This window comes from Streptomyces albus subsp. albus, from assembly GCF_000719865.1.
Classification (GTDB): Bacteria; Actinomycetota; Actinomycetes; order Streptomycetales; family Streptomycetaceae; genus Streptomyces; species Streptomyces albus_E.
The window spans coordinates 113,870-135,709 of record NZ_JOID01000008.1; the positions used below are offsets into that span (position 1 = coordinate 113,870).

Here is a 21,840-nt window from a genome sequence, read left to right on the forward strand (position 1 = left end):
AAGACGACGGCCGGGGCCCGGCACGCGGCGCGCGATGCGCGCCGTACGTGCCGGGCCCCGGCCGCTTCCGTTCACGGGCCCGGGCGCCGCCCCGCGGAACCACGTCCGCGAGAGCCGCGGTGGATCAGAGGTACGGGCCCGAGCGCGCGCCGCCGCCGGGCCGGCCGTCCTCCTCCTCGCCCTCCTGGTCCGGCAGATGGACGCCCGGGGGCAGGGCGCGGCGCATCTGCTCCAGCTGGGCGCGGGCCGCCATCTGCTGGGCGAACAGGGCGGTCTGGATGCCGTGGAAGAGGCCCTCCAGCCAGCCGACCAACTGGGCCTGGGCGATGCGCAGTTCGGCGTCGGTGGGCACCGCGTCGTCGGTGAACGGCAGCGAGAGCCGCTCCAGCTCCTCCACCAGCTCCGGTGCGAGGCCGTCCTCCAGCTCCTTGACGGAGCTCGCGTGGATTTCCTTGAGCCGTACCCGGCTCGCCTCGTCGAGAGGAGCCGACCGGACCTCTTCGAGCAGTTGCTTGATCATGCTGCCGATGCGCATGACCTTGGCGGGCTGTTCGACCATCTCCGTCAGGGGGGTCTCGCGGGACTCGTCCTGCTCCTCCCCGCCATCGGAAGCGGCGCTTCCGAGAGCCATCCCGTCCGGTCCCACGACCAGGACATGGGAGCTCTCCTGCGACCGTTCATTCCTCGGCTTCTCCATGCGGCCATTCTCGCGCACACGGCGCGGGGAGGGCGGGGAGGGGCTCGACGAGACGATCCTCACAGCCGGACCGGGACGGGGCGGGCACGGGTGGACACAGGCGGACACGGACAGAAACGAGCGGAAACGAGCGGACAGAGACGGACGGGGACGGAGGGGAGTGGAAGGGAGCGGACGGCGGGACAGGGGGCGGACAGGGGCGGACCGAAGCGGCCCGCCGTTTTCAGTCGCGGCGCAGCCGGAAGCCGATGTAGCCGAGCCCCAGACCGATCAGCAGCAGACCGGTGCCGAGCGGCAGCACCCGTACCGCCGGGCGGCCGGCCGGCACGGCGGCCGGAGTCCCGGTTCCGGTGTCCGCGCCGGGGCCGGGGCCGGCGTCCGTGGCGTCGCCGGCGCCGCCCGCTTCCGTACCGCCGTCCGGCTCCTTCTCCGGCGGTGTCGGGCGGCCGGGGCCCCACTCGTACGGACGCGGGCCGGACGGGTACGGCTCGTACCCGTCTCCGTATCCATATCCGTATCCGTATCCGTACGGAAAGACATCGGAGGGCGGCCCCCCGGCCGCCGGCCCGTGGTCCCGCGCGGGCGGCTCCCACGGCGGGAGGCCACCCGGCGGAGTGCGGGCGGGAGGGCCGGACTCCGCCGGGGGCTCCGGGGGCCCGGTCCGCCCCGGCCGGGCGCGCCCCTCGGCGGCCCGCCGTCCCGCGGAGCCCCCGGCCTCGTGACGGGCGGTGGGGGAGGCGGCGGCCCGCGGCTCCGCGTCGCCGGAGAGGCGGTCGTGCAGAAGGACGAGGGGCGCGGGAAGAAGCACCGCGGCTGCCAGCAGTCCCGACGCGAGCCGGGAACGGAACACCGGAGTCACCGCCGGACCCCTTCCCGGACCGAAACGGCAGGACGGTGTCCAGCGTCACACGGGGGAACCGTCCCGGCATCCCGATCACCGGGCCCGGGCCGGCAGCCGGGCCGCCCCGGCCCCCTGGCGTCGCGCCCGCAGTGCGCCGGGCGCCACGGACAGGCGCCACGGGCAGGCGCCGCTACGGCACCAGCAGGATCTTGCCGACGTGGCCGCCGGCCTCCATCACCCGGTGCGCCTCGGCGGCGTCCCGCATCGGCACCGTGCGGTCCACGACCGGCCGCACCCGGCCCGCCGCGATCAGCGGCCACACGTGCTCGCGCACCGCCGCGACGATCGACGCCTTCTCCGCCTCCGGGCGGGCGCGCAGCGAGGTGGCGGTGACGGCGGCCCGCTTCGTCAGCAGGGCGCCCAGGTTGAGTTCCCCCTTGACGCCGCCCTGGAGGCCGATGATGGCGAGCCGGCCGTTGACCGCCAGGGCCTTCACGTTCCGGTCCAGGTACTTGGCGCCGATGATGTCCAGGATGACATCGGCCCCCGCGCCCTCGGTGGCCCGGCGCAGCTCCTGGACGAAGTCCTGCTCGCGGTAGTTGATCAGGATGTCCGCGCCCAGCTCCCGGCAGCGTTCCAGCTTCTCCGCGCTGCCCGCGGTGACCGCGACCCGGGCCCCGGCCGCCTTCGCCAGCTGGACCGCCATGGTGCCGATGCCGCTCGCCCCGCCGTGCACCAGCAGGGTGTCGCCGGGCCGGAGGTGGGCGATCATGAAGACGTTGGACCAGACCGTGCAGGCGACCTCCGGCAGGGCCGCGGCCGTCACCGCGTCGACGCCCTCCGGCAGCGGCAGCAGCTGACCGGCCGGCACGGCCACCTTCTCCGCGTAACCGCCGCCCGAGAGCAGCGCGCACACCTCGTCGCCCACGGACCAGCCGGCGACGCCCGGGCCCAGTGCCGCGATCCGTCCGGAGCACTCCAGTCCGGGGTACGGCGAGGCGCCCCGCGGCGGATCGTAGTAACCCTGGCGCTGAAGGACGTCGGCGCGGTTGACGGCACTGGCCGCCACCTCGACCAGCACCTCCCCCGCGGCGGGTACGGGATCCGGCACCGGGGCCCACACCAGGGCCTCGGGTCCGCCGGGTTCGGGGATGGTGATCGCGTGAATGGACATGTCCGCGAGGCTACTCCCGCGGACGGCGGTCCTCCGGCTCCGCGGCCTGCGCTCGGGGGCGGGCCCGGACGATGGTGATGAGGCGGTCGGTGGAGCGCAGCGGGCTCGCGGTCGGGTCGTCGTAGGCGAGCAGCCGGTGGCCGCGGAGGACGGAGACCACCAGGTCCTCCGTCTCCCGTACGGAACGGCCCACTTCGGCCTTGACCACCGGGCGCTCGACGAGGTCGAGCCCGCTGCCCTGCTGGATGAGGTCCTCCATGACCATGCCCGCGCTCGGGCTGAGGGAGGAGAGGCCGAGCAGCCGGCCGGCCGCGCTGGCGCTGGTGATCACGGCGTCCGCGCCGGACTGGCGCAGCAGCGGCGCGTTCTCCTCCTCCCGGACGGCCGCAACGATCTTCGCCGCCCGGTTGAGCTGCCGGGCCGTCAGGGTGACGAGGACGGCGGTGTCGTCGCGCTGGGTGGCGATGATGATCTGGCGGGCCTTCTGCGCCTCGGCGCGCAGCAGGACGTCGCTGCGGGTAGCGTCCCCTATCACGCCCACGAAGCCCTCGGCGTTGGCCGAGTCGATCACCTTGCTGCTCGGGTCGACGATGACGACCTGGTCCTTCGGCAGCCCCTTGGCGTTCAGGGTCTGCACGGCCGAACGCCCCTTGGTGCCGAAGCCGATGATGACGGTGTGGTCGCGCAAGTGGGTCCTCCAGCGGGCCAGCCGCCACTCCTCACGGGTGCGCTCCGTGAGGACCTCCAGGGTCGTGCCGACCAGGATGATCAGGAACATCACCCGCAGCGGCGTCACCGCGAAGATGTTGACGAGCCGGGCACTGTCGCTCGCCGGGATGATGTCGCCGTAGCCGGTGGTGGAGAGGGTGACGGTGGCGTAGTAGGCGGCGTCGAGGAAGTCGACGCTCTTGTCGGTGTTGTCGGTGTAGCCCTCGCGGTCCACGTAGACGATCAGCACGGTGGTCACCAGGACCAGCAGCGCCAGCAGCAGCCGCCGCACCACCTGGCGCAAGGGGTGCGCGGCGATGCGGCGCGGCAGCTGGATGCGGAAGCCGGTGGCGTCCGAGGCGTCCCGTGCGGCGATGTCGTAACTGGGCAGCTTCACTCGGTTTCCCCCTCGAACCAGGGGAGTTCGAGAATCTCCGCCATGGACCCGTCCACGGCGCCGCCCGGCGGGACGACGGCGAGCCCGTCGGCGGCGGCGATCCCGCGGAGCATAGCCGGTCCGTTGAAGCGCAGCGGCACCGCCCGGTGGGCGGTCGCGGCGCTGGTCGCGGCGCTGGTCGCGGCGCCGGTCCGGGTGCCGGTCCGGGTGCCGGTCCGGGTGCCGGTCCTCGTGACGGCCCGGGTGCCGGACGGGGACGCCTCCGGGATGCCGGTGCGGCGGACCACGGGCACCAGGCGGGTGTCCCGGGGATGGCCCGGCGCGCCCTCCGCCAGCGGCGCGTACGCGGCGGTGCGCGGGGCACGCCCGGAGAGCGTGCGGAGCAGGGGCTCGACGAGCGTCAGCAGCCCCGAGACGGCTGCGAGCGGGTTGCCGGGCAGGCCGACCAGGTGCCGGCCGGCCGCGAGCCGGGCCAGCAGCATGGGATGGCCGGGGCGCACGGCGACACCGTCCACCAGCACCTCGGCCCCGGCGCGGCGCAGCACGGGGTGCACATGGTCGACCGGGCCGGCGGCCGTACCGCCGGTGGTGACGATCACGTCGGCGTCCGATTCCGTGACCGCGGTGTGCAGGACCTCGGCATCGTCGCCGAGCCGGTGGGTTCCGGTGACCTCCGCGCCGAGTGCCTCCAGCCAGGGGCCGAGCATGGGGCCGAGGGCGTCGCGGATGCGGCCGTCGCGGGGGAGCCCGGAGTGCAGCAGCTCGTCGCCGAGCACCAGCACCTCCACGCGCGGGCGGCGGACCGTCCGCAGCTCGTCGTAGCCCGCGGCGGCGGCGAGGCCGAGCACCGCCGGGGTGACGGCCGTCCCGGCTGCCAGCAGCCGGTCACCGCTGCGGCACTCCTGGCCGCGCGGGCGGATGTCCTGGCCGGGCACGACGGTACGGCCACCGGTGGTGTGCAGCCAGGCCTCGCCGGGGGCGGGGGTCTCCGGGGCCTCCGGGGCCTCCGGGGTGGCGGCGGTTTCGGGGCCGGCGGGCGTTTCGGCGGGGGCCCCGGGTCGGGCGGGTGCCCGAGTGGTGGGGCCGTGGTGGGCGGCGGCGGGGTGGGCGGGGGAGCCGGCCGTGTTCCGTCTGCCTTCGCGGGATTCGCGGGAGTTGACGGTCCGGTGGACCGCCGCCGCACCGCTGCCGCGGCTGCCGTCCCGGCGGGCGTACCCCGGGCCGCCCTGGTGACCGTTCCCCGAGCCGTCTTGGTGACCGTTCCCCGAGCCGTCCTGGGTGCCGTTCCCCGGGCCGTCCCCATGCCTCTTCCCCGAGTCGTCCCGGTGACCGTCCCGCCAACCGTCCTGGGTGCCGTCCCCCGGGCCGTCCTGCGCGCCGTCCTCGCCGCCGCGCGCCGTGCCGCCGGCGGCGGCGGCACGGCCGCGGGCATCCTCGCCGCCCGCTCGGCCCGGGCCGGGACCGGCTCCTCGGGCGGCCGGGCGCCGGCGGATCTCGCCGTACTCGCTGCGGAGGACGCCGGTGGTGCCCGGCGGCACCCGCGCCCCCGTCGCGATACGGACCGCGTGGCCGTCCTCCAGCGGTACGAGGCCGTCGTCCCCGGCCAGGACGCCCGGCCCGCCGGTGTCGATCCGCCAGGGGCCCGGGCCGGACACGGCCCAGCCGTCCATCGCGGAGGAGTCGAAGGACGGCAGATCGGTGAGCGCGGTGAGCGGCTCGGCGAGCACCTTGCCCAGCGCTGCCGGGAGTTGACGGACCTCCGGGGTCAGCGGACCGCGCACCGCACGGGCGGCGGTGGCGCGGGCCTCGGCCCACGGCATGGCTCCGTGCCGGTGCCCGGGGCGTTCCCCCGGTGACGACCCCGGGGTGCCCGGCCCCCCGGTGTGCCCGGCGCGGCCCGCCCGGGCATCCGGGGGCCCGGGAGCGGTCGCGCCGGGGCGCCCGTACCCGTGCTCGTCTCCCTGTCCGTGGTCGTGGCCGTGCCCGTGGTCGCGGTCGTGCCCGTGGTCGCGGTCGTGCCCGTCGCCCGGCCGCCCGCCGGAGGCCGGTCCGGGCCGCCGGGTGCGGGACGCCGTTGCGTCCGGGGGTTCCTCACCGTTGATCCGTTCCCAGGGATCCCAGGCGTCGTCCTGCCCGGCGAGCGGTTCCCCGGGGGACCCGGAGGACGGTCCGCCGGGCGGTCCGGCCGACGCCCGGGCATGGTCCCCGGTGCCGGACACCGGCTCCGCGGCGCGTCCCGCGGACGGCGTCACGGCCGTACGCGGCGACGACAGGCCGTCGTTGGCGATCGCGAGGGCTTCGTCGACGTCCCGGTCGGCGCCGGCGGCACCGCGGTCCGCTCCCCGGTGCGTCATCCGTCGGTCTTCCCCGGGGCCTCGCCCGCCTCCTCGGCCCAGCGCGCGGCGAGCGCCGCGGCCCGGCGGACGTTGGCCAGTACCTGCTCGGGACCACCCCCGGAGTGACCGGCCGCGTACCCCACCAGGAAGGTGGTCAGCGGGGCGGCGGGCCGGGCGACCCCGTGGGCGGCGTCACGGGCCAGATCGAGGAGCGCGGCGGTGTCCACGTCCAGCTCGATGCCGAGTTCCTGCTTGACTTCGGAAATCCATTCGTCCAACACCCGCCCATGGTCCCTGATGCGGGCCCGGGCCGCGGCAAGGTGGTCCCAGGTGTCGCAGTCGAAGGCCGCGGCGGGGTCGGGGGCCGGGAGCCGGCGGAGCGACAGACCGGCGGTGAGCAGGCGCAGCGGGAGGTGTGCGAGGCCGCCGTGTTCGGCCGCGATCAGGGCGAGTTCGCGGCGCAGCGGCTCGGTGCGGTAGACGGCGACGAGGGGCTGGTCCCGGCCGTCGGCGTCGGTCAGCAGCACCCCGTCGGGGCGGGCGGGGCCGGGCGGGCGGTCCGCGTTCTCCGGCCGGCCGGTCGCCGCTCCCTCGCCGGCGTCCGCATCGGTGTCCGCGTCCGGCGCGTCGAGGGCCGTGAGCAGGGCCCGTACGGTGTCCGCCGTCAGGAAGGGGAGATCGGCGGAGAGCGCGAGCACGACCGGGGCGTCGACCAGACGGACCCCGGCGTTGAGCGCGGCGAGCGGACCGCCGCCCGGCGGCTGCTCGAACGTCCAGCGCACGGGCCGTACGGTCGGACGGCGGGAGCCGACGACGACCGTCCCGGCCGCGTCCGCGCAGGCGCTCAGCACCCGGTCCAGCAGGGGCCGGCCGCCGACCCGCAGTCCGGGCTTGTCGGCACCGCCCAGCCGCTTCGCGGCACCGCCGGCCAGCACCACGGCGTCGTACACCAGCACAGTCATGCCCCGAGTATCACCGGGCCCCGCCCGGCCCGGACAACCGGCCACCCGCCGGGCCGGATTCCGGCGCCCGCGGCCGCGTTCCGCCGGGGCCGGCCCGGACCCGGCACGGCGGGAAGGAAGAGCACCGGACCCGGTCGGCTCGGACCGGGGCGGCACCCATGGACCCGGCCCCGGTACGGGAAGGCGCGGGTCCGGCCCGGACCCGGCCGTACCGGAACCGATGAACCGAGCCGGCCCGGACCGGGCATGCACCCGGCCGGGTGGGTCCGGGCCCCGGGCCCGCCCGGCCGGGGGCGCGGGTCAGAGCGTGCGGAGGAGCAGGGCCGGCTGCTCTATGCAGTCGGCGACGTAGCGCAGGAAGCCGCCGGCCGTGCCGCCGTCGCACACCCGGTGGTCGAAGGTGAACGACAGCTGCACCACCTGCCGTACGGCCAGCTCCCCCCGGTGCACCCAGGGCTTCGGGGCGATCCGGCCGACGCCGAGCATGGCCGCCTCGGGGTGGTTGATGATCGGTGTGGAGCCGTCGACCCCGAAGACCCCGTAGTTGTTGAGGGTGAAGGTGCCCCCGGTCAGCTCGGCGGGGGTGAGCCGCCCGGCGCGGGCGGCCTCCGTGAGCCGGGCGAACTCCGCCGACAGGGCGGCGGCTCCGAGCGTGTGGGCGTCCCGGATCACCGGCACCATCAGGCCCCGGTCGGTCTGCGCCGCGAACCCCAGGTGCACGGCCGGGAGCCGGACGACCTCGCGGGCGGCGGTGTCCACGGTGGAGTTCAGCTCCGGATACTCGGCGAGGGCCGCCGTGCAGATCCGGGCCAGCAGCGCCGGCAGCGACACCTTGGGGCGGCCCGGGGTGTTCATGGCCGCCCGCGCCGCCAGCAGCTCGGTGGCGTCGGCGTCGACCCACGTCGTGGCGTCCGGGATCTCGCTCCGGCTGCGGGACAGCTTGTCGGCGACCGCACCCCGCACGCCGCGCAGCGGGATCCGCTCGGAGCGCAGGCCCCGTTGTCCGGCCGCCGCGGCCGCCGGTGAGGTGCCCGTACGAGCCGCGGAGGCCCGGGAGGCCCCGGTTCCCGGAGCACCGGCACGGGTACCGGCCGGGTGCGGGTCCGCGGAGGCCGCCGTGTCCGGGGCCGTGACCGGCGCGGCCGGGCCGCTCCGCTCGGCCGCCCGCCGTACCGCGTTCTCGACGTCGGCGCGGAGGATCAGCCCTTCGGGGCCCGAGCCCGTCAACTGCCGTAGATCGAGGCCGTGTTCCCGGGCCAGCCGGCGCACCAGCGGGGAGATGACGGCCAACGGGCCGTCCCGCCGGTCCGTCCCGGTGGGGGCTCCGTCCGCGCCGACGGCGCGGGCAACGCCGGGAGCGGCCGCTCCGGTACCGGTGCTCCCGGCGGGGGCCGGGCCGGCGGTGGCTCCGGGCGCGATCTCCACCCCCGGCTCGCGGAAGCCCGTCCCGCCGGGCCCGGACGGGGCGGAGCCGCCTCCGGGGCGCGAGCCGTTCCGGGAGCCGGCGGCCCCGGGAGCCGCCGGGGCGCGGCCCGCGGCGGTGCCGCCGCCGAGGCCCGTGGGACGGACCCGGCGCCGGCGCGCGGGAGGCGCGCCCGTGCCGTAGCCGACCAGGACGTTGCCGGACGCTTCGCCGGCCGCCCCGTTCACCGCCGCGGCGGGCGCACGGGAGCCCTCCGGCCCCGTGCCCTGTGATCCGGCCGGGCCCGCAGGACCGGCCGAGCCGCCGGAGTCTCCGGAGCCGCCGGAGCCCGCGCCGCCGTCCGCCGCGGACCCGGCGCCCACGGCGACGGTCAGCAGCGCCGCGCCGACGGGGAGTTCCGTGCCCTCCTCACCGAACCGGGCCGTCACCACCCCCGCGTAGGGACAGGGGACCTCCACCATGGCCTTGGCCGTCTCGACCTCGACGACGGGCTGGTCGACGGCGACGACGTCGCCCACCTCCACCAGCCAGCGGACGATCTCCGCCTCGGTCAGCCCCTCGCCCAGGTCGGGCAGCGCGAACTCACGGACGGCGGCCATCAGCGGGCCCCCTCGCGGCCGGTGAAGTCCGCCTCCCACTGGAGCCGGGCCACCGCGTCCAGGACGCGGTCGACGCCGGGCAGATGGTGCTTCTCCAGCATGGGCGGCGGATACGGGATGTCGAAGCCGGTGACGCGGAGCACCGGGGCCTCCAGATGGTGGAAGCAGCGCTCGGTGACGCGGGCGGCGATCTCCGCGCCGGGGCCGGCGAACCCGGTGGCCTCGTGCACCACGACGGCCCGGCCGGTGCGGCGGACGGAGGCGGTCACCGTCTCGTCGTCGAACGGCACCAGGGTGCGCAGATCGACGACCTCCAGCTCCCAGCCCTCCTCGCGGGCCGCCTCGGCCGCCTCCAGGCAGACGGGCACGGACGGTCCGTAGGAGATGAGCGTCGCCGAGCGGCCGGTGCGGCGGACCGCGGCGCGGCCGAGGGGGCCGACGGGCTCCGGCGATTCCGGGGTCCAGTCGGCCTTGGACCAGTAGAGCCGCTTCGGCTCCAGGAAGACCACCGGGTCGTCGGAGTCGATGGACGCGCGGAGCAGCCCGTAGGCGTCGGCGACCGTCGAGGGGGTGACGACGTGGAGGCCGGGCGTGGCCATGTAGTACGCCTCGGAGGAGTCGCTGTGGTGCTCGACGCCGCCGATGCCGCCGCCGTACGGGACCCGCACCGTGATGGGCAGCGGCATGGCACCGCGGGTGCGGTTCCGCATCTTGGCGACGTGGCTGAGCAGTTGCTCGAAGGCCGGGTAGGCGAAGGCGTCGAACTGCATCTCGACGACCGGCCGCAGCCCGTACATCGCCATGCCGACGGCCGTGCCGAGGATGCCCGCCTCGGCCAGCGGGGTGTCGGTGCAGCGGTCGTCGCCGAACTCGGCGGTCAGCCCGTCGGTGATCCGGAAGACCCCGCCGAGGGCGCCGACGTCCTCGCCCAGGACGTGCACCGCGGGGTCGGCGGCCATCGCGTCGCGCAGGGCGCGGTTGAGGGCCTGCGCCATGGTGGCGGGCTTGCGCGTGGTCGTGGCCGGCTTCTCGGCGGCCGGTGCGGTGGTCACCGGTGGTCCTCCCCCGTCTGCTCCGTGTGCTGGGTCTGCTCCGTCTGCTCCGTCTCCTCGGCGGCGTCCAGCTCGGCGCGCAACTGTTCGGCCTGCTCGCGCAGTTGCGAGGTGCGCCGGGCGTAGACGTGCTCGAAGAGGTCCATGGGCTCCGTCACCGGGTCCTCGTTCATCCGGGCCCGCAGGCCGGCGGCCATCTCCTCGGCCGCCTCCCGCGCGGCCGCCACGTCCTCGTCACCCAGGTGCCCGGCCTCCCGCAACGCGCGCTCCAGCAGCGCTATCGGGTCGTGGGCGCGCCACACCTCGACCTCCTCCGCCTCCCGGTAGCGGGTCGCGTCATCGGCGTTGGTGTGCGCCTCCATGCGGTAGGTGACGGCCTCGACGAGGGTGGGCCCGCCGCCGGCGCGTGCGCGCCGCACCGCCTCGTCCAGGACGGTGTGGACGGCGGCGACGTCGTTGCCGTCGACCAGGCGGCCGGGGATGCCATAGCCGACGCCCTTGTGCGCCAGGGAGGGCGCCGCGGTCTGCTTGGCGAGCGGTACGGAGATGGCGAAGCCGTTGTTCTGGACGAGGAAGACGACCGGGGCCCGCCAGACGGCGGCGAAGTTCAGCGCCTCGTGGAAGTCGCCCTCGCTGGTGCCGCCGTCGCCCACCATGGCGAGCGCCACGACGTCGTCCCCCTTGAGGCGGGCGGCGTGCGCCAGGCCCACGGCGTGCGGGAGCTGGGTGGCCAGCGGGGTGGACAGCGGGGCCACCCGGTGCTCGCGGGGGTCGTAGCCGGTGTGCCAGTCGCCGCGCAGCAGGGTGAGGGCCTGGACGGGGTCGAGACCGCGGGCCACGGCGGCGAGGGTGTCGCGGTAGCTGGGGAAGAGCCAGTCGCGCTCCGCCAGGACCTGGCCGGCGGCGACCTCGCACGCCTCCTGCCCGGTGCTGGACGGGTAGACGGCGAGCCGGCCCTGCCGGGTGAGCGCGGTGGCCTGCGTGTTGTAGCGGCGGCCGCGCACCAGGGCGGCGTAGAGGCGCTTCAGGAGCTCCGGGTCGGCGTCGCGGGCCGCGGGCGTACCGAGCACGCGGAACGGCTCCCGGTCCGGCAGCAGGGGAGCGGGATCGGTGCGGGGCCGCCAGGCGGGCGGCGGGACCGGCCGGGGAGACGTGGCGGTCTGCTGCAGGACCGTCATGGACGAACACCTCCTGGACTGCCCCGGCGGGATGCGCCGGGGGGCGGGGGGCTTCGGACGCGGAGCGGGGTGGACTCCCCTACCGATTGTTCGGTCCGTCGGCACAGTTTGGCTACAGGCGGCCTCAGCCTGTGGACAAACGGTTTTCCACGGCGTGGGATGTGCACAGGACGTCCAAGAGGGGGTGGCGCAGGGAAATGCCGGCTGAACAGATGGCCCCCGGTGACGTGCCGAGGCCCCCCGCACGGCCGCTCGACTCCATCGACCGCGACATCCTGCGGATCCTGCGCGCGGACGGCCGCGCCTCCATACGGTCCGTCGCCGAGCAGGTGCACGTCTCGCGCGCCAACGCCTACGCGCGGATCAACCGCCTCGTCGAGGACGGGGTGATCCGCGGCTTCAGCGCCCGGGTCGACCAGGAGCGGGCCGGCCAGGGCGCGTCCGCGTACATCACCCTCAAGATCGTGCAGAACTCCTGGCGCCGGGTCCGCGAACAGCTGCAGGAACTGCCGGGGGCCGCCCACATCGCCCTGGTCAGCGGGGACTTCGACGTGCTGCTGCTGGTGCACACCGAGGACAACCGGGCGCTGCGGGAGCTGGTGCTCACCAGGATCCAGTCGATCCCGGAGGTGCTCAGCACCCGCACCCTGCTGGTCTTCGAGGAGACGGACCTCGGCCCCGAGCCGTAGCCCCGGCTCGCGCCCCGCGTGCCCGGCCGGAGCCGGAGCCGGCCGGGCCGGTCCGCTCGCTCAGGAGGTGCGCAGGCCGCCGAAGGCCATGAGCACCACCGCGTCCGCGACCCGCTCGCGCTCGGCCGCCCCGCCGCCGTCCGGGCGGTACCACTCCGCGATGGAATTGATCATGCCGAAGAGGAGCCGGGTGGCGAGCCGGGCGTCGAGGTCCTCGCGCAGATCGCCGTCCGCCGCCGCCTGCTTGAGCAGGGCCGCGACCCGCTGGTCGAACTCGCGGCGGCGCTCCATCGCCCAGCGCTCGGTGCCGGTGTTGCCGCGCACCCGCAGCAGCAGGGTGACGTACGGCAGTTCGGTCATCAGCACCTCGGCGGTGCGCCGGGTCACGTGCTCCAGCCGCCGCACCGCCCGGCCCTCCCGCGCGCCCGGTTCGTCGAGCACGGCGAACAGGCCGTCCAGCGCCCGGCTTATGGCCCGCCGCAGCAGTTCCTCCTTGCCGCGCACGTGGTGGTAGATCGACGACTTGGAGATCCCCGCGGCCTGCGAGAGGTGCTCCATGGAGGTGCCGTCGTAACCGCGCTCGTTGAACACCCCGACGGCGACCGCGAGGAGCGACTCGGGCGTGTAGGTGTCGCGCTTGGCCATGGTCATGATTCAAGCAGGTTCTCTTCGGCGGCGGCCCGGCGGAGCAGGTACGGGGACGGGGCGTAGCGGCCGGTGGGGTGGACCCGGTCGAGGTTCCACAGGACGTTCCTCACCCAGCGGGCCCCCAGGGCCTCGCCCCACTCCAGCGGTCCGCGCGGGTAGTTCACGCCCAGCCGCATGGCGGTGTCGACGTCGCCGGCGCTCGCCACCCCGCGGCCCACCGCGTCGGCGGCGAAGTCCACGAGCATGGCGACCGTGCGGGCGACGATCAGGCCGGGTACGTCATCGATCACGCTGACCTGCTTGCCCAGCGCCTGGAACAGACCGATGGCCGCCGACACCGCCTCGGGGTCGGCCCGCTCCGAGGGGGCCAGCGCGACGCGGGCCGCGGTCCGGTAGTCCAGCGCCAGGTCGAACTTGATGTACGTGCCGGCCTGGTCGGTGGTGGCCGGGGAGCCGTCGGTCAGGGCGAGGCGGGTGCCGCCGGGCAGCGCGAGGAAGCCCTCCGGGGCGTACGGCGTCCGGTCCCGGGTGACCTCGATTCCGGCCTCCTCGATCAGCGCGCACAGGGCCGTCGCCGGCCCCAGGTCGCCGTGGACGGCGACCACGGCGGGGGCCTCGCAGGGCGGCGCGGTGTGCGGCGCGGGGCGCTCGGCGTCCGCCCCGTGGTCGTACCAGCCGCGGCCGGACTTGCGGCCGTGCAGCCCGGACTGCACCAGCCGCCGCTGGGCCAGGGAGGGCGTGAACTTCGGGTCACGGAAGAAGGATTCCCACACGGAGTGGGTGACGGCCTCGTTGACGTCCTGGCCGATGAGGTCGGTCAGTTCGAACGGGCCCATCCGGAAGCCGCCGGACTCGCGCAGGACGGCGTCGAGGGTGGCCGGGTCGGCGGCCCGCTCCTCGTACACCCGGAACGCCTCGGCGTAGAACGGGCGCGCGACCCGGTTCACGATGAAGCCGGGGGTGTCCGCGCAGCGCACCGGGGTCTTGCCCCAGGCCGCGGCCGTGGCGTACGCGCGGCCGGCCGCCGGGGCGTCGGTGGCGAAGCCGCTGACGACCTCGACGAGCGGCATGAGCGGCGCCGGGTTGAAGAAGTGCAGTCCGAGGAAGCGCCCCGGCAGCCGCAGGGCGCCCGCCACGGCGGTGACGGAGAGCGAGGAGGTGTTGGTCGCCAGGAGGCAGTCGTCCGCGACCACCTCCTCCAGGGCCGTGAACAGCTCCCGCTTGGCCCCGGCGTCCTCGGCGACGGCCTCCACGACGAGCGCGGCGTCGGCCAGTTCGGCGATCGAGGCGGCGGGGGTGAGGCGGGCGCGGGCCGCGTCGCGGTCGGCGGGCGCCATGCGCCCCTTGTCCACCAGCCGGCCGAGGCGCGCGGCGACGCCCTCCGCGGCCTCTGCGGCCCGGCCGGGCACGGCGTCGTACAGCTTGACGGGATGGCCGGCCACGAGGGCGACCTGGGCGATGCCGGCGCCCATGGTGCCGGTGCCGACGACGGCGACCGTACGGTCCGTCCCGACGGGGTCCGGTGCCTGCCCGGCTGCGGTCATGCGCACATCCCTTTCACCCGGGGACGAGGAGTTCTCCGGAGTTTTCCACAGCCCCTTGTCCCGACCGATCGTTCGGTTACTCTAAAGCCGTTCCCGCATCCACACCCCACCGTCCCTCACGGAGCGCTCACGCGCGTCGTCATTCCGGCTCGACGAGGAGTTGGTCAGACATGGCCCCCCATCTCACCGCACACCAGCTCGCCGAGAGGCACCGCCCCACCCTCGACCGGGCCCTGGAGGCCGTCCGGACGCGGGCGTACTGGTCGCCCCACCCGGAGCACCCGAAGGCCTACGGGGAGAACGCCGCCGAGGAGGGCAAAGCGGCCTTCGAGGCGCTGCTCGGCCGCCGCCTGGAGCTGGACCAGCCGGGCACCGACGCCTGGACGGGCGGCGAGGTTTCCCCGTACGGCATCGAGCTCGGCGTGGAGTACCCGCACCCCGACGCGGAGGTGCTGCTGCCGGCCATGCGGGCCGGCATGGGCGACTGGCGGCGGGCCGGCGCGGAGACGCGCGCCCTGGTCTGCCTGGAGATCCTGGCCCGGATCAGCGCCCGCACCCATGAGTTCGCGCACGCCGTGATGCACACCTCCGGCCAGGCCTTCCTGATGGCCTTCCAGGCCGGCGGCCCGCACGCCCAGGACCGGGGCCTGGAGGCGGTGGCGTACGCCTACGCCGAGCAGGTCCGGGTGCCGGAGCGCGCGGAGTGGTCCAAGCCGCAGGGCAAGCGCGACCCCCTCGAACTGACCAAGACCTTCACGCCCGTTCCGCGCGGTGTCTCGCTGCTCATCGGCTGCAACACCTTCCCCACCTGGAACGGCTACCCCGGTCTCTTCGCCTCCCTGGCCACCGGCAATCCGGTGCTGGTCAAACCGCATCCGCGGGCCGTCCTGCCGCTCGCCCTGACCGTGGTGGCGGCCCGGGAGGTGCTGGCGGAGGCCGGATTCGACCCCAATCTGGTGGCGCTGGCCGCGGAGCTTCCCGAGGAGGGCCTGGCGAAGACGCTGGCCACGCGCCCGGAGATCCGCATCATCGACTACACCGGCTCCTCGGCCTTCGGCGACTGGCTGGAGGAGAACGCCGTCCAGGCGCAGGTGTACACCGAGAAGGCCGGGGTCAACACGGTCGTCGTCGACTCGACCGACGACTACCGCGGCATGCTGGCCAACCTCGCCTTCTCCCTGTCCCTGTACAGCGGCCAGATGTGCACCACCCCGCAGAACTTCCTCATCCCGCGCGACGGCATCACCACGGACGCCGGGCCGAAGTCCTACGACGAGGTGGTGGCCGACCTGGCCGCCGCCGTGGACAAGCTCCTCGGTGACGACGCCCGGGCGAACGCCTTGCTCGGCGCCCTCGTCAATCCGCAGGTGGAGAAGCGCGTCGAGGAGGCCGGCGGGCTGGGCGGGACCGCTCTCGCCTCACGCCCGGTGACCAACCCGGAGTTCCCCGGTGCCACCGTCCGCACCCCGGTCGTGGTCAAGCTCGACGGCGCCCGGAAGCTGTGGGAGGGCAACGGGAACCGGCCGGCCTTCCTCAGCGAGTGCTTCGGCCCGGTCGCCTTCGCCGTCGCCGTGGACTCCACGGCCGACGGGGTCGAGCTGCTGCGCCGCACCGTCCGGGAGCACGGGGCGATGACCGTCGGCGCGTACACCACCTCCGAGGAGGTGGAGCGGCTGGTGGAGGACGTCTGCCTGGAGGAGTGCGCCCAGCTGTCGCTCAACCTCACCGGCGGGGTGTACGTCAACCAGACCGCGGCCTTCTCCGACTTCCACGGCTCCGGCGGAAACCCGGCGGCGAACGCCGCGCTGTGCGACGCGGCCTTCGTGGCGAACCGCTTCCGTACGGTGGAGGTGCGCCGGCCCGCCTGAACCCGCACGTCCCGTGACTCCGCGGTCCGCGCGCCGCGGAGGCCGCGGGTGGCCGTTGCCCGGCTGCCCGCGGCCCGCGGCCCGCTCAGGGGGCGCGGAAGCCGATCGTCGGGGTGGCCCGGCGCAGCGGCCAGTCGGCGGTGCCCGCGGGCAGCAGGTCGTCGAGGAAGCGGTAGCGCCGCATCACCTCCTCGCTCTGCCCGCCGCACTTGATGGCGTACTGCCACCAGGCGGCGACCTCGGCCCAGCCGGGGGCGGAGAGCGATCCGCCGAAGTGCTGCACGGAGAGGGCGGCGGTGAGGTTGGCGAAGGCGAGCCGGTCGGTGAGCGGCCAGCCGGCCAGGGTGCCGGTGATGAAGCCGGCCATGAAGACGTCGCCCGCGCCGGTCGGGTCGAGGGCGTCCACGCGCAGGGCCGGCACATCGGCGCTCTCCCCGGTGAGCCCGTCGACGGCGACCGCGCCCGCGGCCCCCTTGGTGACCACCGCGACCGGCACCAGCTCCGCCAGCGCCCGCACCGCCGCCTCGGGGCTGTCGGTGCGGGTGTAGTGCTGGGCCTCGGTGGCGTTGGGCAGAAAGGCGTGGCAGTGGGTGAGGTCGGCCAGGGTGTCCGGATCCCAGACGCCGCTTCCGTCCCAGCCCACATCCGCGAAGATCTTGCTGCCCTCGCCATGGGCCCGGCGCACCCAGTCGTCCAGCCGCCGGCCCGGGTCCAGGGAGGCCACACAGGCCAGGGAGCGCGGCCGTTCGGCGACGCTGACGCAGGGGGTGGGCGCCGCGTGCCCGTGCGAGACCATCGTCCGCTCGCCCTCGTACGCCATGGAGACGGTGACCGGCGAGTGCCAGCCGGGCGCGCGGTGGGAGGGCCCTAGGTCGATGCCCTCGCAGTCCGCGAGGCTCTCCCAGCAGTAGTCGCCGTAGACGTCGTCGCCGAAGGCCGCGGCCAGTGAGGTCCGCAGCCCGAGCCGGCGCAGCGCGGTGGCCATATTGGCCGCGCCGCCCGGGCTGGAGCCCATACCGCGGGCCCAGGTCTCGGTGCCCCGCACCGGCGCGTGGTCGAGCCCGGTGAAGACGATGTCGAGGAAGACGGTGCCGGTCAGGAAGACGTCCGTCACCGGGTCGTCCTCGCGCCGTACGGAGGCCAGCGGGTCCATCGGCGTCCGCGACGGCGCCGGATGGGCGGTTCCGGTGTTACTCAACGCTCGTGCCTCTCTCGCTGGGCCTGCTCACCGGGGCGCCTGTCCGCTCGTTCGCGCCGGATCCGGCGCGGCCTCCGGTGCCGTGCATCGTACGGCGGGGGGCCGCCCCCGTACCGGGCGTACGCGAGGACGGGCCCGGCACGGCGGCGAGGCGCGACGCCGGGCGCCGCGGACCCCGGGGGAAGGGCCGGGCAGGGCCTAGTGTGACGGACACCGTGCGAGGCGATGGGGAGGTTGTCCAGGCATGAGTCCAGGCATGAGGCTGACCGTGCTGGGCGGTGGCGGATTCCGCGTACCGCTGGTGTACCGGGCGTTGCTCGGCGACAGCGGCGATCCGGCGGGCCGCTGCACCGAACTGGTCCTGTACGACACCGACCGCGGCCGGCTCGACGCGATCGGCGCCGTGCTCGCCCGCCAGACCGCGCTCCATGCCGAGGCCGGCGACGGACCCGGCGGCCCGGCCGGCCCCGCGCCCGCCGTCCGCCTCACCACCGACCTGGACGAGGCGCTGCGCGGCACCGACTTCGTCTTCTCCGCCATCCGCGTCGGCGGCCTGGAAGGCAGGGTCCGCGACGAGCGGATCCCACTGACCGAGGGCGTGCTGGGCCAGGAGACGGTCGGCGCGGGGGGCGTGCTCTACGGGCTGCGCACCCTGCCCGTGGCGGTACGGATCGCCGAACGCGTCGCCGCCGTCGCCCCGGACGCCTGGGTCATCAACTTCACCAATCCCGCGGGCATGGTCACCGAGGCCATGGGCCGGGTCTTCCGCGAACGGGGCCTGCCGGACCGGGTGATCGGCATCTGCGACTCCCCGGTGGGGTTGTGCCGGCGGGCCGCGCGCGCCGTCGGAGCCGACCCCGACCGCGCGGACTACGACTACGTCGGCCTCAACCATCTGGGCTGGCTGCGCCGGCTCACCGTGGACGGCCGCGATCTGCTGCCCCGTCTGCTCGGCGACCGCGCCGCGCTGGAGTCCTTCGAGGAGGGGAAGCTCTTCGGCGCCGACTGGCTGCGGGCCCTCGGCGCGCTGCCCAACGAATATCTGCACTACTACTACTTCAACCGGGAGACGGTGGCATCCGTGACCGCCGCCGAGACGACCCGGGGCGAGTTCCTCCACCGCCAGCAGGCCCGCTTCTACGCCGGCGAGGCCGGCGCCGGAGCCGTCGGCGGGGCCGCGGGCGATCCGTACGAGGCCTGGGAGCGCACCCGTCTCGAACGCGAGGAGACGTACATGGCCGAGAGCCGGGAGGCGACCGGCGGCTGGCAGCGCGACAGCTGCGATCTCGACGGCGGCGGCTACGACCGGGTGGCGCTGGCCCTGATGCGCGCGATCGCCCGCAATGAGCGGACCAAGCTGATCCTCAACGTGCCCGGCCGCGGCGCGGTGCCGGCGCTCGACGCGGAGGCCGTGGTGGAGGTGCCGTGCCTGGTGGACGCGGGAGGCGCCCGGCCGCTGGCCACCGGCCCCGTGGCACCGGACCAGCTCGGGCTGATGCTGACCCTCAAGGCCGTGGAGCGGTCGGCGATCGAGGCCGCGGCGAGCGGCTCGCGCGCCGCCGCGCTGCGTGCGCTGGCCCTCCACCCGCTGGTGGACTCGGTCCGGGTGGCGGAGCGGATCCTGGACGCGGCGGGCGGTTTCCGCGGCTGACCGCCCAGACCGCCCGGGCCGCCTCAGCCGAACACGTGTGCCTGTACCCAGGCGTGCATGGCGATGGCCGCGGCGGCGCCCGCGTTGATCGACCGGGTCGAGCCGAACTGCGCGATCGAGCAGACCATGGCGGCGTGCTTTCGCGCCTCCTCGGTGAGGCCCGGCCCCTCCTGCCCGAACAGCAGGACGCAGCGGCGGGGCAGCACGGTGGTCTCCAGCGGTACGGAGCCGGGCAGGTTGTCGATACCGATGACGGGCAGGTCCTCGGCGGCCGCCCAGGCGGTCAGGTCCGCGGTGTCCGGATGGTGCCGGACGTGCTGGTACCGGTCGGTGACCATCGCGCCCCGCCGGTTCCAGCGCCGCCGCCCGACGATGTGCACCTCCTTCGCCAGAAAGGCGTTGGCGGTGCGCACCACGGAGCCGATGTTGAAGTCGTGGGACCAGTTCTCGACCGCGATGTGGAAGTCGTGCCGGCGGGTGTCCAGGTCGGCGACGATCGCCTCGCGCGTCCAGTAGCGGTACCGGTCGACGACGTTGCGGCGGTCGCCGTGCGCGAGCAGGTCGGGGTCCCAGTGGTCACCGGTGGGCCACGGCCGCGGGTGCGGCCCGACGCCGACGGTCTCGGGGGCGTAGCCCTCGTCGTACTGCACGGGTTCCGGGGCTGCTTCCGCGTCCGGCTCGCGCCCCGTCCCCGGCCCCGCCTCCCGTCCGGTTTCCCGTCCGCGGGGCCGGGCGGGTTCCCGCACCGGCTCGCCCGGTGCCGCCGGTGGTTCCGCTCCGCAAGAGTTCTCGCCGCTCACCCGACGAGGGTACGGTGCCGCCGGTCCTCCGGATCGCCGGCCGCCGGACCGCCGCCGGAGCCCGCCCCGCCCTCGCCGCGCCGCGACGGACGGCCGGACAGCAGCCGGTCGCGGGCGCGGCCCGCGATCCGTCCCGTGATCCGTCCCGTGGTCCGCAGGAAGCCGGTCGGCAGGAAGACCGCGTCCGCCGCGATCATCGCCAGCGAGAAGAAGGGCAGTCCGAGGACCACGGAGATGGCGAAGTGCTCGGTCATCATCGCGGCCAGCAGCACGTTCTTGACCCGCCGGTTGAAGAGCGTGAAGGGGAAGGCGACCTGGACGATCACCGTGCCGTAGGTGATCAGCATCACCATCACGCCGTTGGAGCCGAGCGCCTCGGAGAGGGCGGGCCAGGGCGTGAAGTAGTCGAGGTTGAGCGGGTAGTGCAGCGCGGTGCCGTCCTGCCAGCGCGAGCCCTGCACCTTGTACCAGCCGGCGGTGGCGTAGATCAGGCAGACCTCGGCCATGATCACGAACAGGGCGGCGTTGTGGACCAGGTTGGCGATCATGTCCAGCACCGCGCGGAGTTCGCCGCCGGGCGCGTGGCGGGACACCGCCCACCACAGGGCATGCACCAGCCAGAGGCCCCAGAACACCACCGCCCAGCCGGCCTCCAGCCCGGGGAGGAGGGACGCCAGGGCGAGGGCGAGGCCGAGCAGCGACCAGAGGATGACGCCGGTGACGTCCCGCGGGGCCCGGGGCGCGCCGGCACCCGTACCCGCGTCTCCACCGTCCCCGCCGTCCCCCGCCGCGGCCGCGGCGGCGCGCCGCCGCTCCCTCCGCCGCTCGCGGCGGGCGTCCAGCGACCAGACCCGGCCGCAGCGGGTCAGCACCAGGTAGATCGCCATGAGGTGGATGACGTTGTCCCCGCCGTCCCCCATGAAGACGCTGCGGTTCTGCAGCGACAGCACCCCCACCATGAACAGCACGGAGAACGTGCGGGTGCGCCAGCCGAGCAGCAGCAGCGCGCTCGCCGCCACGGACAGCAGATACACCGCTTCGAACCACAGCCGCCCGTCCGACCACATGAGCACCGTGAAGGCGCCGTTGCCGTCGGTCAGCTGCCGGGCCATGTCCCAGCTCCACGGCCCGTCGGGGCCGTACAGCTCCCGGCGGTTCGGCCACTCGCGGAGCAGGAAGACGAGCCAGGTGAAGGAGAACCCGATCCGCACCACGGCGGACTGATACGGGCCCAGGGCACCGCCCGTGACCCGGGTGATGCCGCGCGCGAGGGCGCCGGCGAGGCGGGAGAGGCTCACTTGCCGCTCACCACCGCTGCCTGGCCGGGGCGGGCGCTGCCGGGTACGTCGCCGGGGCCGGCCGGCCACCAGGGGAGCTCGCGGTGCACCGTCCCGCCCCCGTCCTCCCGGCCGGCCGTCCGCTCACCGCCGGTGGTCCAGGCGGGCGGGGCCACCGGAGTGGTGGCGGAGCGCAGCTGGACGCGGAGCACCTCCGTACCGGCGGTCTCGGGACCGATCCGGGAGAGGGCGATGCGCCGCAGATACTCCTCGGAGAGCGCGCCCCGCAGCCCGTTCGGGCGGTTCTCCTCGTCGTGGGAGCCGGTGAAGAAGTCCCAGGCCCGGCGGAGTTCGTTCTGGTTGACGTGGCTGGGGACGGGGTTGTGGCGGATGGCCTCGGCGTCCCGGGCCGTGAGGCTGGTCCAGCGGGTGACCGAGACGCCGCCGTCGGGCGCCATGACCTCGGCCCGGGCCTCCACGGCGATGTTCTGCTGGAGCGGGTTGGGGGCGAACAGCTTCCAGTTCTGCTCGAACTCCGGGTAGACGTAGCCGTCGATCGTCCCGCCGTGCCGGCTGGAGACCGTGTTCGCCGGCGCGACGTGCAGGAACACCATCGCCAGATGGACCAGGGCCGTCACCGCGACGAGCCCGAGGGCCACCGCGACGGCTATTCGGGCGGGCCACGACAGCGCTCCCACCCCGGCGTGCCCCGCCGCTCCGTGCTCGTCTGCGTCCATCGCGCCTCTCCCCTGGCTTCCCCCCGGTCCCGGAGAACGGTACTCAGCGCCCTCCGGACCG

18 protein-coding genes are annotated in these 21,840 nt (G+C 75.2%); 3 read left to right on the plus strand and 15 right to left on the minus strand.

Annotation, left to right across the window (positions count from 1 at the left end):
- Positions 1-124: 124 nt before the first annotated feature.
- From IF83_RS0109335 to pdhA, 9 genes are all read right to left on the minus strand, one after another.
- The gene (locus IF83_RS0109335; protein ID WP_030543613.1) at positions 125-697 is read right to left on the minus strand and encodes a bacterial proteasome activator family protein; all 573 of its coding nucleotides are present in this window, start codon (positions 695-697) and stop codon (positions 125-127) included.
- Positions 698-920: 223 nt separating this feature from the next.
- Positions 921-1,556 (minus strand): hypothetical protein, encoded by a 636-nt coding sequence (locus IF83_RS0109340; RefSeq protein WP_030543614.1) that lies wholly within the window; start codon positions 1,554-1,556, stop codon positions 921-923.
- A gap of 172 nt (positions 1,557-1,728) precedes the next feature.
- Positions 1,729-2,706, minus strand: a complete 978-nt coding sequence (locus IF83_RS0109345; protein WP_030543615.1) for an NAD(P)H-quinone oxidoreductase — start codon at positions 2,704-2,706, stop codon at positions 1,729-1,731.
- Positions 2,707-2,722: 16 nt separating this feature from the next.
- Positions 2,723-3,817: a potassium channel family protein gene (locus tag IF83_RS0109350; protein WP_030543616.1), complete on the minus strand. Its 1,095-nt coding sequence runs from the start codon at positions 3,815-3,817 to the stop codon at positions 2,723-2,725.
- A complete protein-coding gene (locus IF83_RS33045; protein WP_051722617.1) occupies positions 3,814-6,171 on the minus strand; it encodes a molybdopterin-binding protein in 2,358 nt (785 codons plus the stop codon). The genes IF83_RS0109350 and IF83_RS33045 overlap by 4 nt, the downstream gene beginning before the upstream one ends.
- The gene (locus IF83_RS0109360; RefSeq protein ID WP_030543618.1) at positions 6,168-7,115 is read right to left on the minus strand and encodes a DUF6457 domain-containing protein; all 948 of its coding nucleotides are present in this window, start codon (positions 7,113-7,115) and stop codon (positions 6,168-6,170) included. Before IF83_RS0109360 ends, IF83_RS33045 begins: the two co-directional genes overlap by 4 nt.
- 300 nt (positions 7,116-7,415) lie before the next feature.
- A complete protein-coding gene (locus tag IF83_RS0109365; protein ID WP_030543619.1) occupies positions 7,416-9,137 on the minus strand; it encodes a dihydrolipoamide acetyltransferase family protein in 1,722 nt (573 codons plus the stop codon).
- A complete protein-coding gene (locus IF83_RS0109370) occupies positions 9,137-10,132 on the minus strand; it encodes an alpha-ketoacid dehydrogenase subunit beta (protein WP_030543620.1) in 996 nt (331 codons plus the stop codon). Before IF83_RS0109370 ends, IF83_RS0109365 begins: the two co-directional genes overlap by 1 nt.
- A gap of 53 nt (positions 10,133-10,185) precedes the next feature.
- Positions 10,186-11,367 carry a pyruvate dehydrogenase (acetyl-transferring) E1 component subunit alpha gene (pdhA, locus tag IF83_RS0109375; protein ID WP_030543621.1) on the minus strand — a complete coding sequence of 394 codons (1,182 nt, stop codon included), beginning with the start codon at positions 11,365-11,367 and terminating at the stop codon, positions 10,186-10,188.
- A 197-nt stretch (positions 11,368-11,564) separates the two neighbouring features.
- Between pdhA and IF83_RS0109380 the strand changes: the two genes are divergently transcribed.
- Positions 11,565-12,056: an Lrp/AsnC family transcriptional regulator gene (locus IF83_RS0109380; protein WP_037679345.1), complete on the plus strand. Its 492-nt coding sequence runs from the start codon at positions 11,565-11,567 to the stop codon at positions 12,054-12,056.
- A 60-nt stretch (positions 12,057-12,116) separates the two neighbouring features.
- Here the strand turns inward: IF83_RS0109380 and IF83_RS0109385 are convergent, their stop codons facing one another.
- Positions 12,117-12,707: a TetR/AcrR family transcriptional regulator gene (locus IF83_RS0109385; protein ID WP_030543623.1), complete on the minus strand. Its 591-nt coding sequence runs from the start codon at positions 12,705-12,707 to the stop codon at positions 12,117-12,119.
- Positions 12,704-14,248, minus strand: coding sequence for a 3-hydroxyacyl-CoA dehydrogenase (locus IF83_RS0109390; RefSeq protein WP_030543624.1), 1,545 nt, complete (start codon positions 14,246-14,248; stop codon positions 12,704-12,706). Before IF83_RS0109390 ends, IF83_RS0109385 begins: the two co-directional genes overlap by 4 nt.
- Positions 14,249-14,418: 170 nt before the next feature.
- Here IF83_RS0109390 and paaN point away from each other — a divergent pair, with 170 nt between their 5' ends.
- On the plus strand, positions 14,419-16,116 hold the full coding sequence (paaN, locus tag IF83_RS0109395; protein WP_030543625.1) for a phenylacetic acid degradation protein PaaN: 1,698 nt from the start codon (positions 14,419-14,421) through the stop codon (positions 16,114-16,116).
- A gap of 85 nt (positions 16,117-16,201) precedes the next feature.
- On the opposite strand, the gene IF83_RS0109400 is transcribed toward paaN, so the two are convergent.
- The gene (locus IF83_RS0109400; RefSeq protein ID WP_037679348.1) at positions 16,202-17,269 is read right to left on the minus strand and encodes a carbohydrate kinase family protein; all 1,068 of its coding nucleotides are present in this window, start codon (positions 17,267-17,269) and stop codon (positions 16,202-16,204) included.
- A 301-nt stretch (positions 17,270-17,570) separates the two neighbouring features.
- Between IF83_RS0109400 and IF83_RS0109405 the strand changes: the two genes are divergently transcribed.
- Positions 17,571-18,965, plus strand: a complete 1,395-nt coding sequence (locus IF83_RS0109405; protein ID WP_030543627.1) for a family 4 glycosyl hydrolase — start codon at positions 17,571-17,573, stop codon at positions 18,963-18,965.
- Between the two features lie 23 nt (positions 18,966-18,988).
- Here the strand turns inward: IF83_RS0109405 and IF83_RS0109410 are convergent, their stop codons facing one another.
- From IF83_RS0109410 to IF83_RS0109420, 3 genes are all read right to left on the minus strand, one after another.
- Positions 18,989-19,615 (minus strand): TrmH family RNA methyltransferase, encoded by a 627-nt coding sequence (locus IF83_RS0109410; protein ID WP_030543628.1) that lies wholly within the window; start codon positions 19,613-19,615, stop codon positions 18,989-18,991.
- A gap of 146 nt (positions 19,616-19,761) precedes the next feature.
- Positions 19,762-21,063, minus strand: coding sequence for an HTTM domain-containing protein (locus IF83_RS0109415; protein WP_037679354.1), 1,302 nt, complete (start codon positions 21,061-21,063; stop codon positions 19,762-19,764).
- Positions 21,060-21,779 (minus strand): DUF5819 family protein, encoded by a 720-nt coding sequence (locus IF83_RS0109420; RefSeq protein WP_037679356.1) that lies wholly within the window; start codon positions 21,777-21,779, stop codon positions 21,060-21,062. The genes IF83_RS0109415 and IF83_RS0109420 overlap by 4 nt, the downstream gene beginning before the upstream one ends.
- Positions 21,780-21,840: the final 61 nt, after the last annotated feature.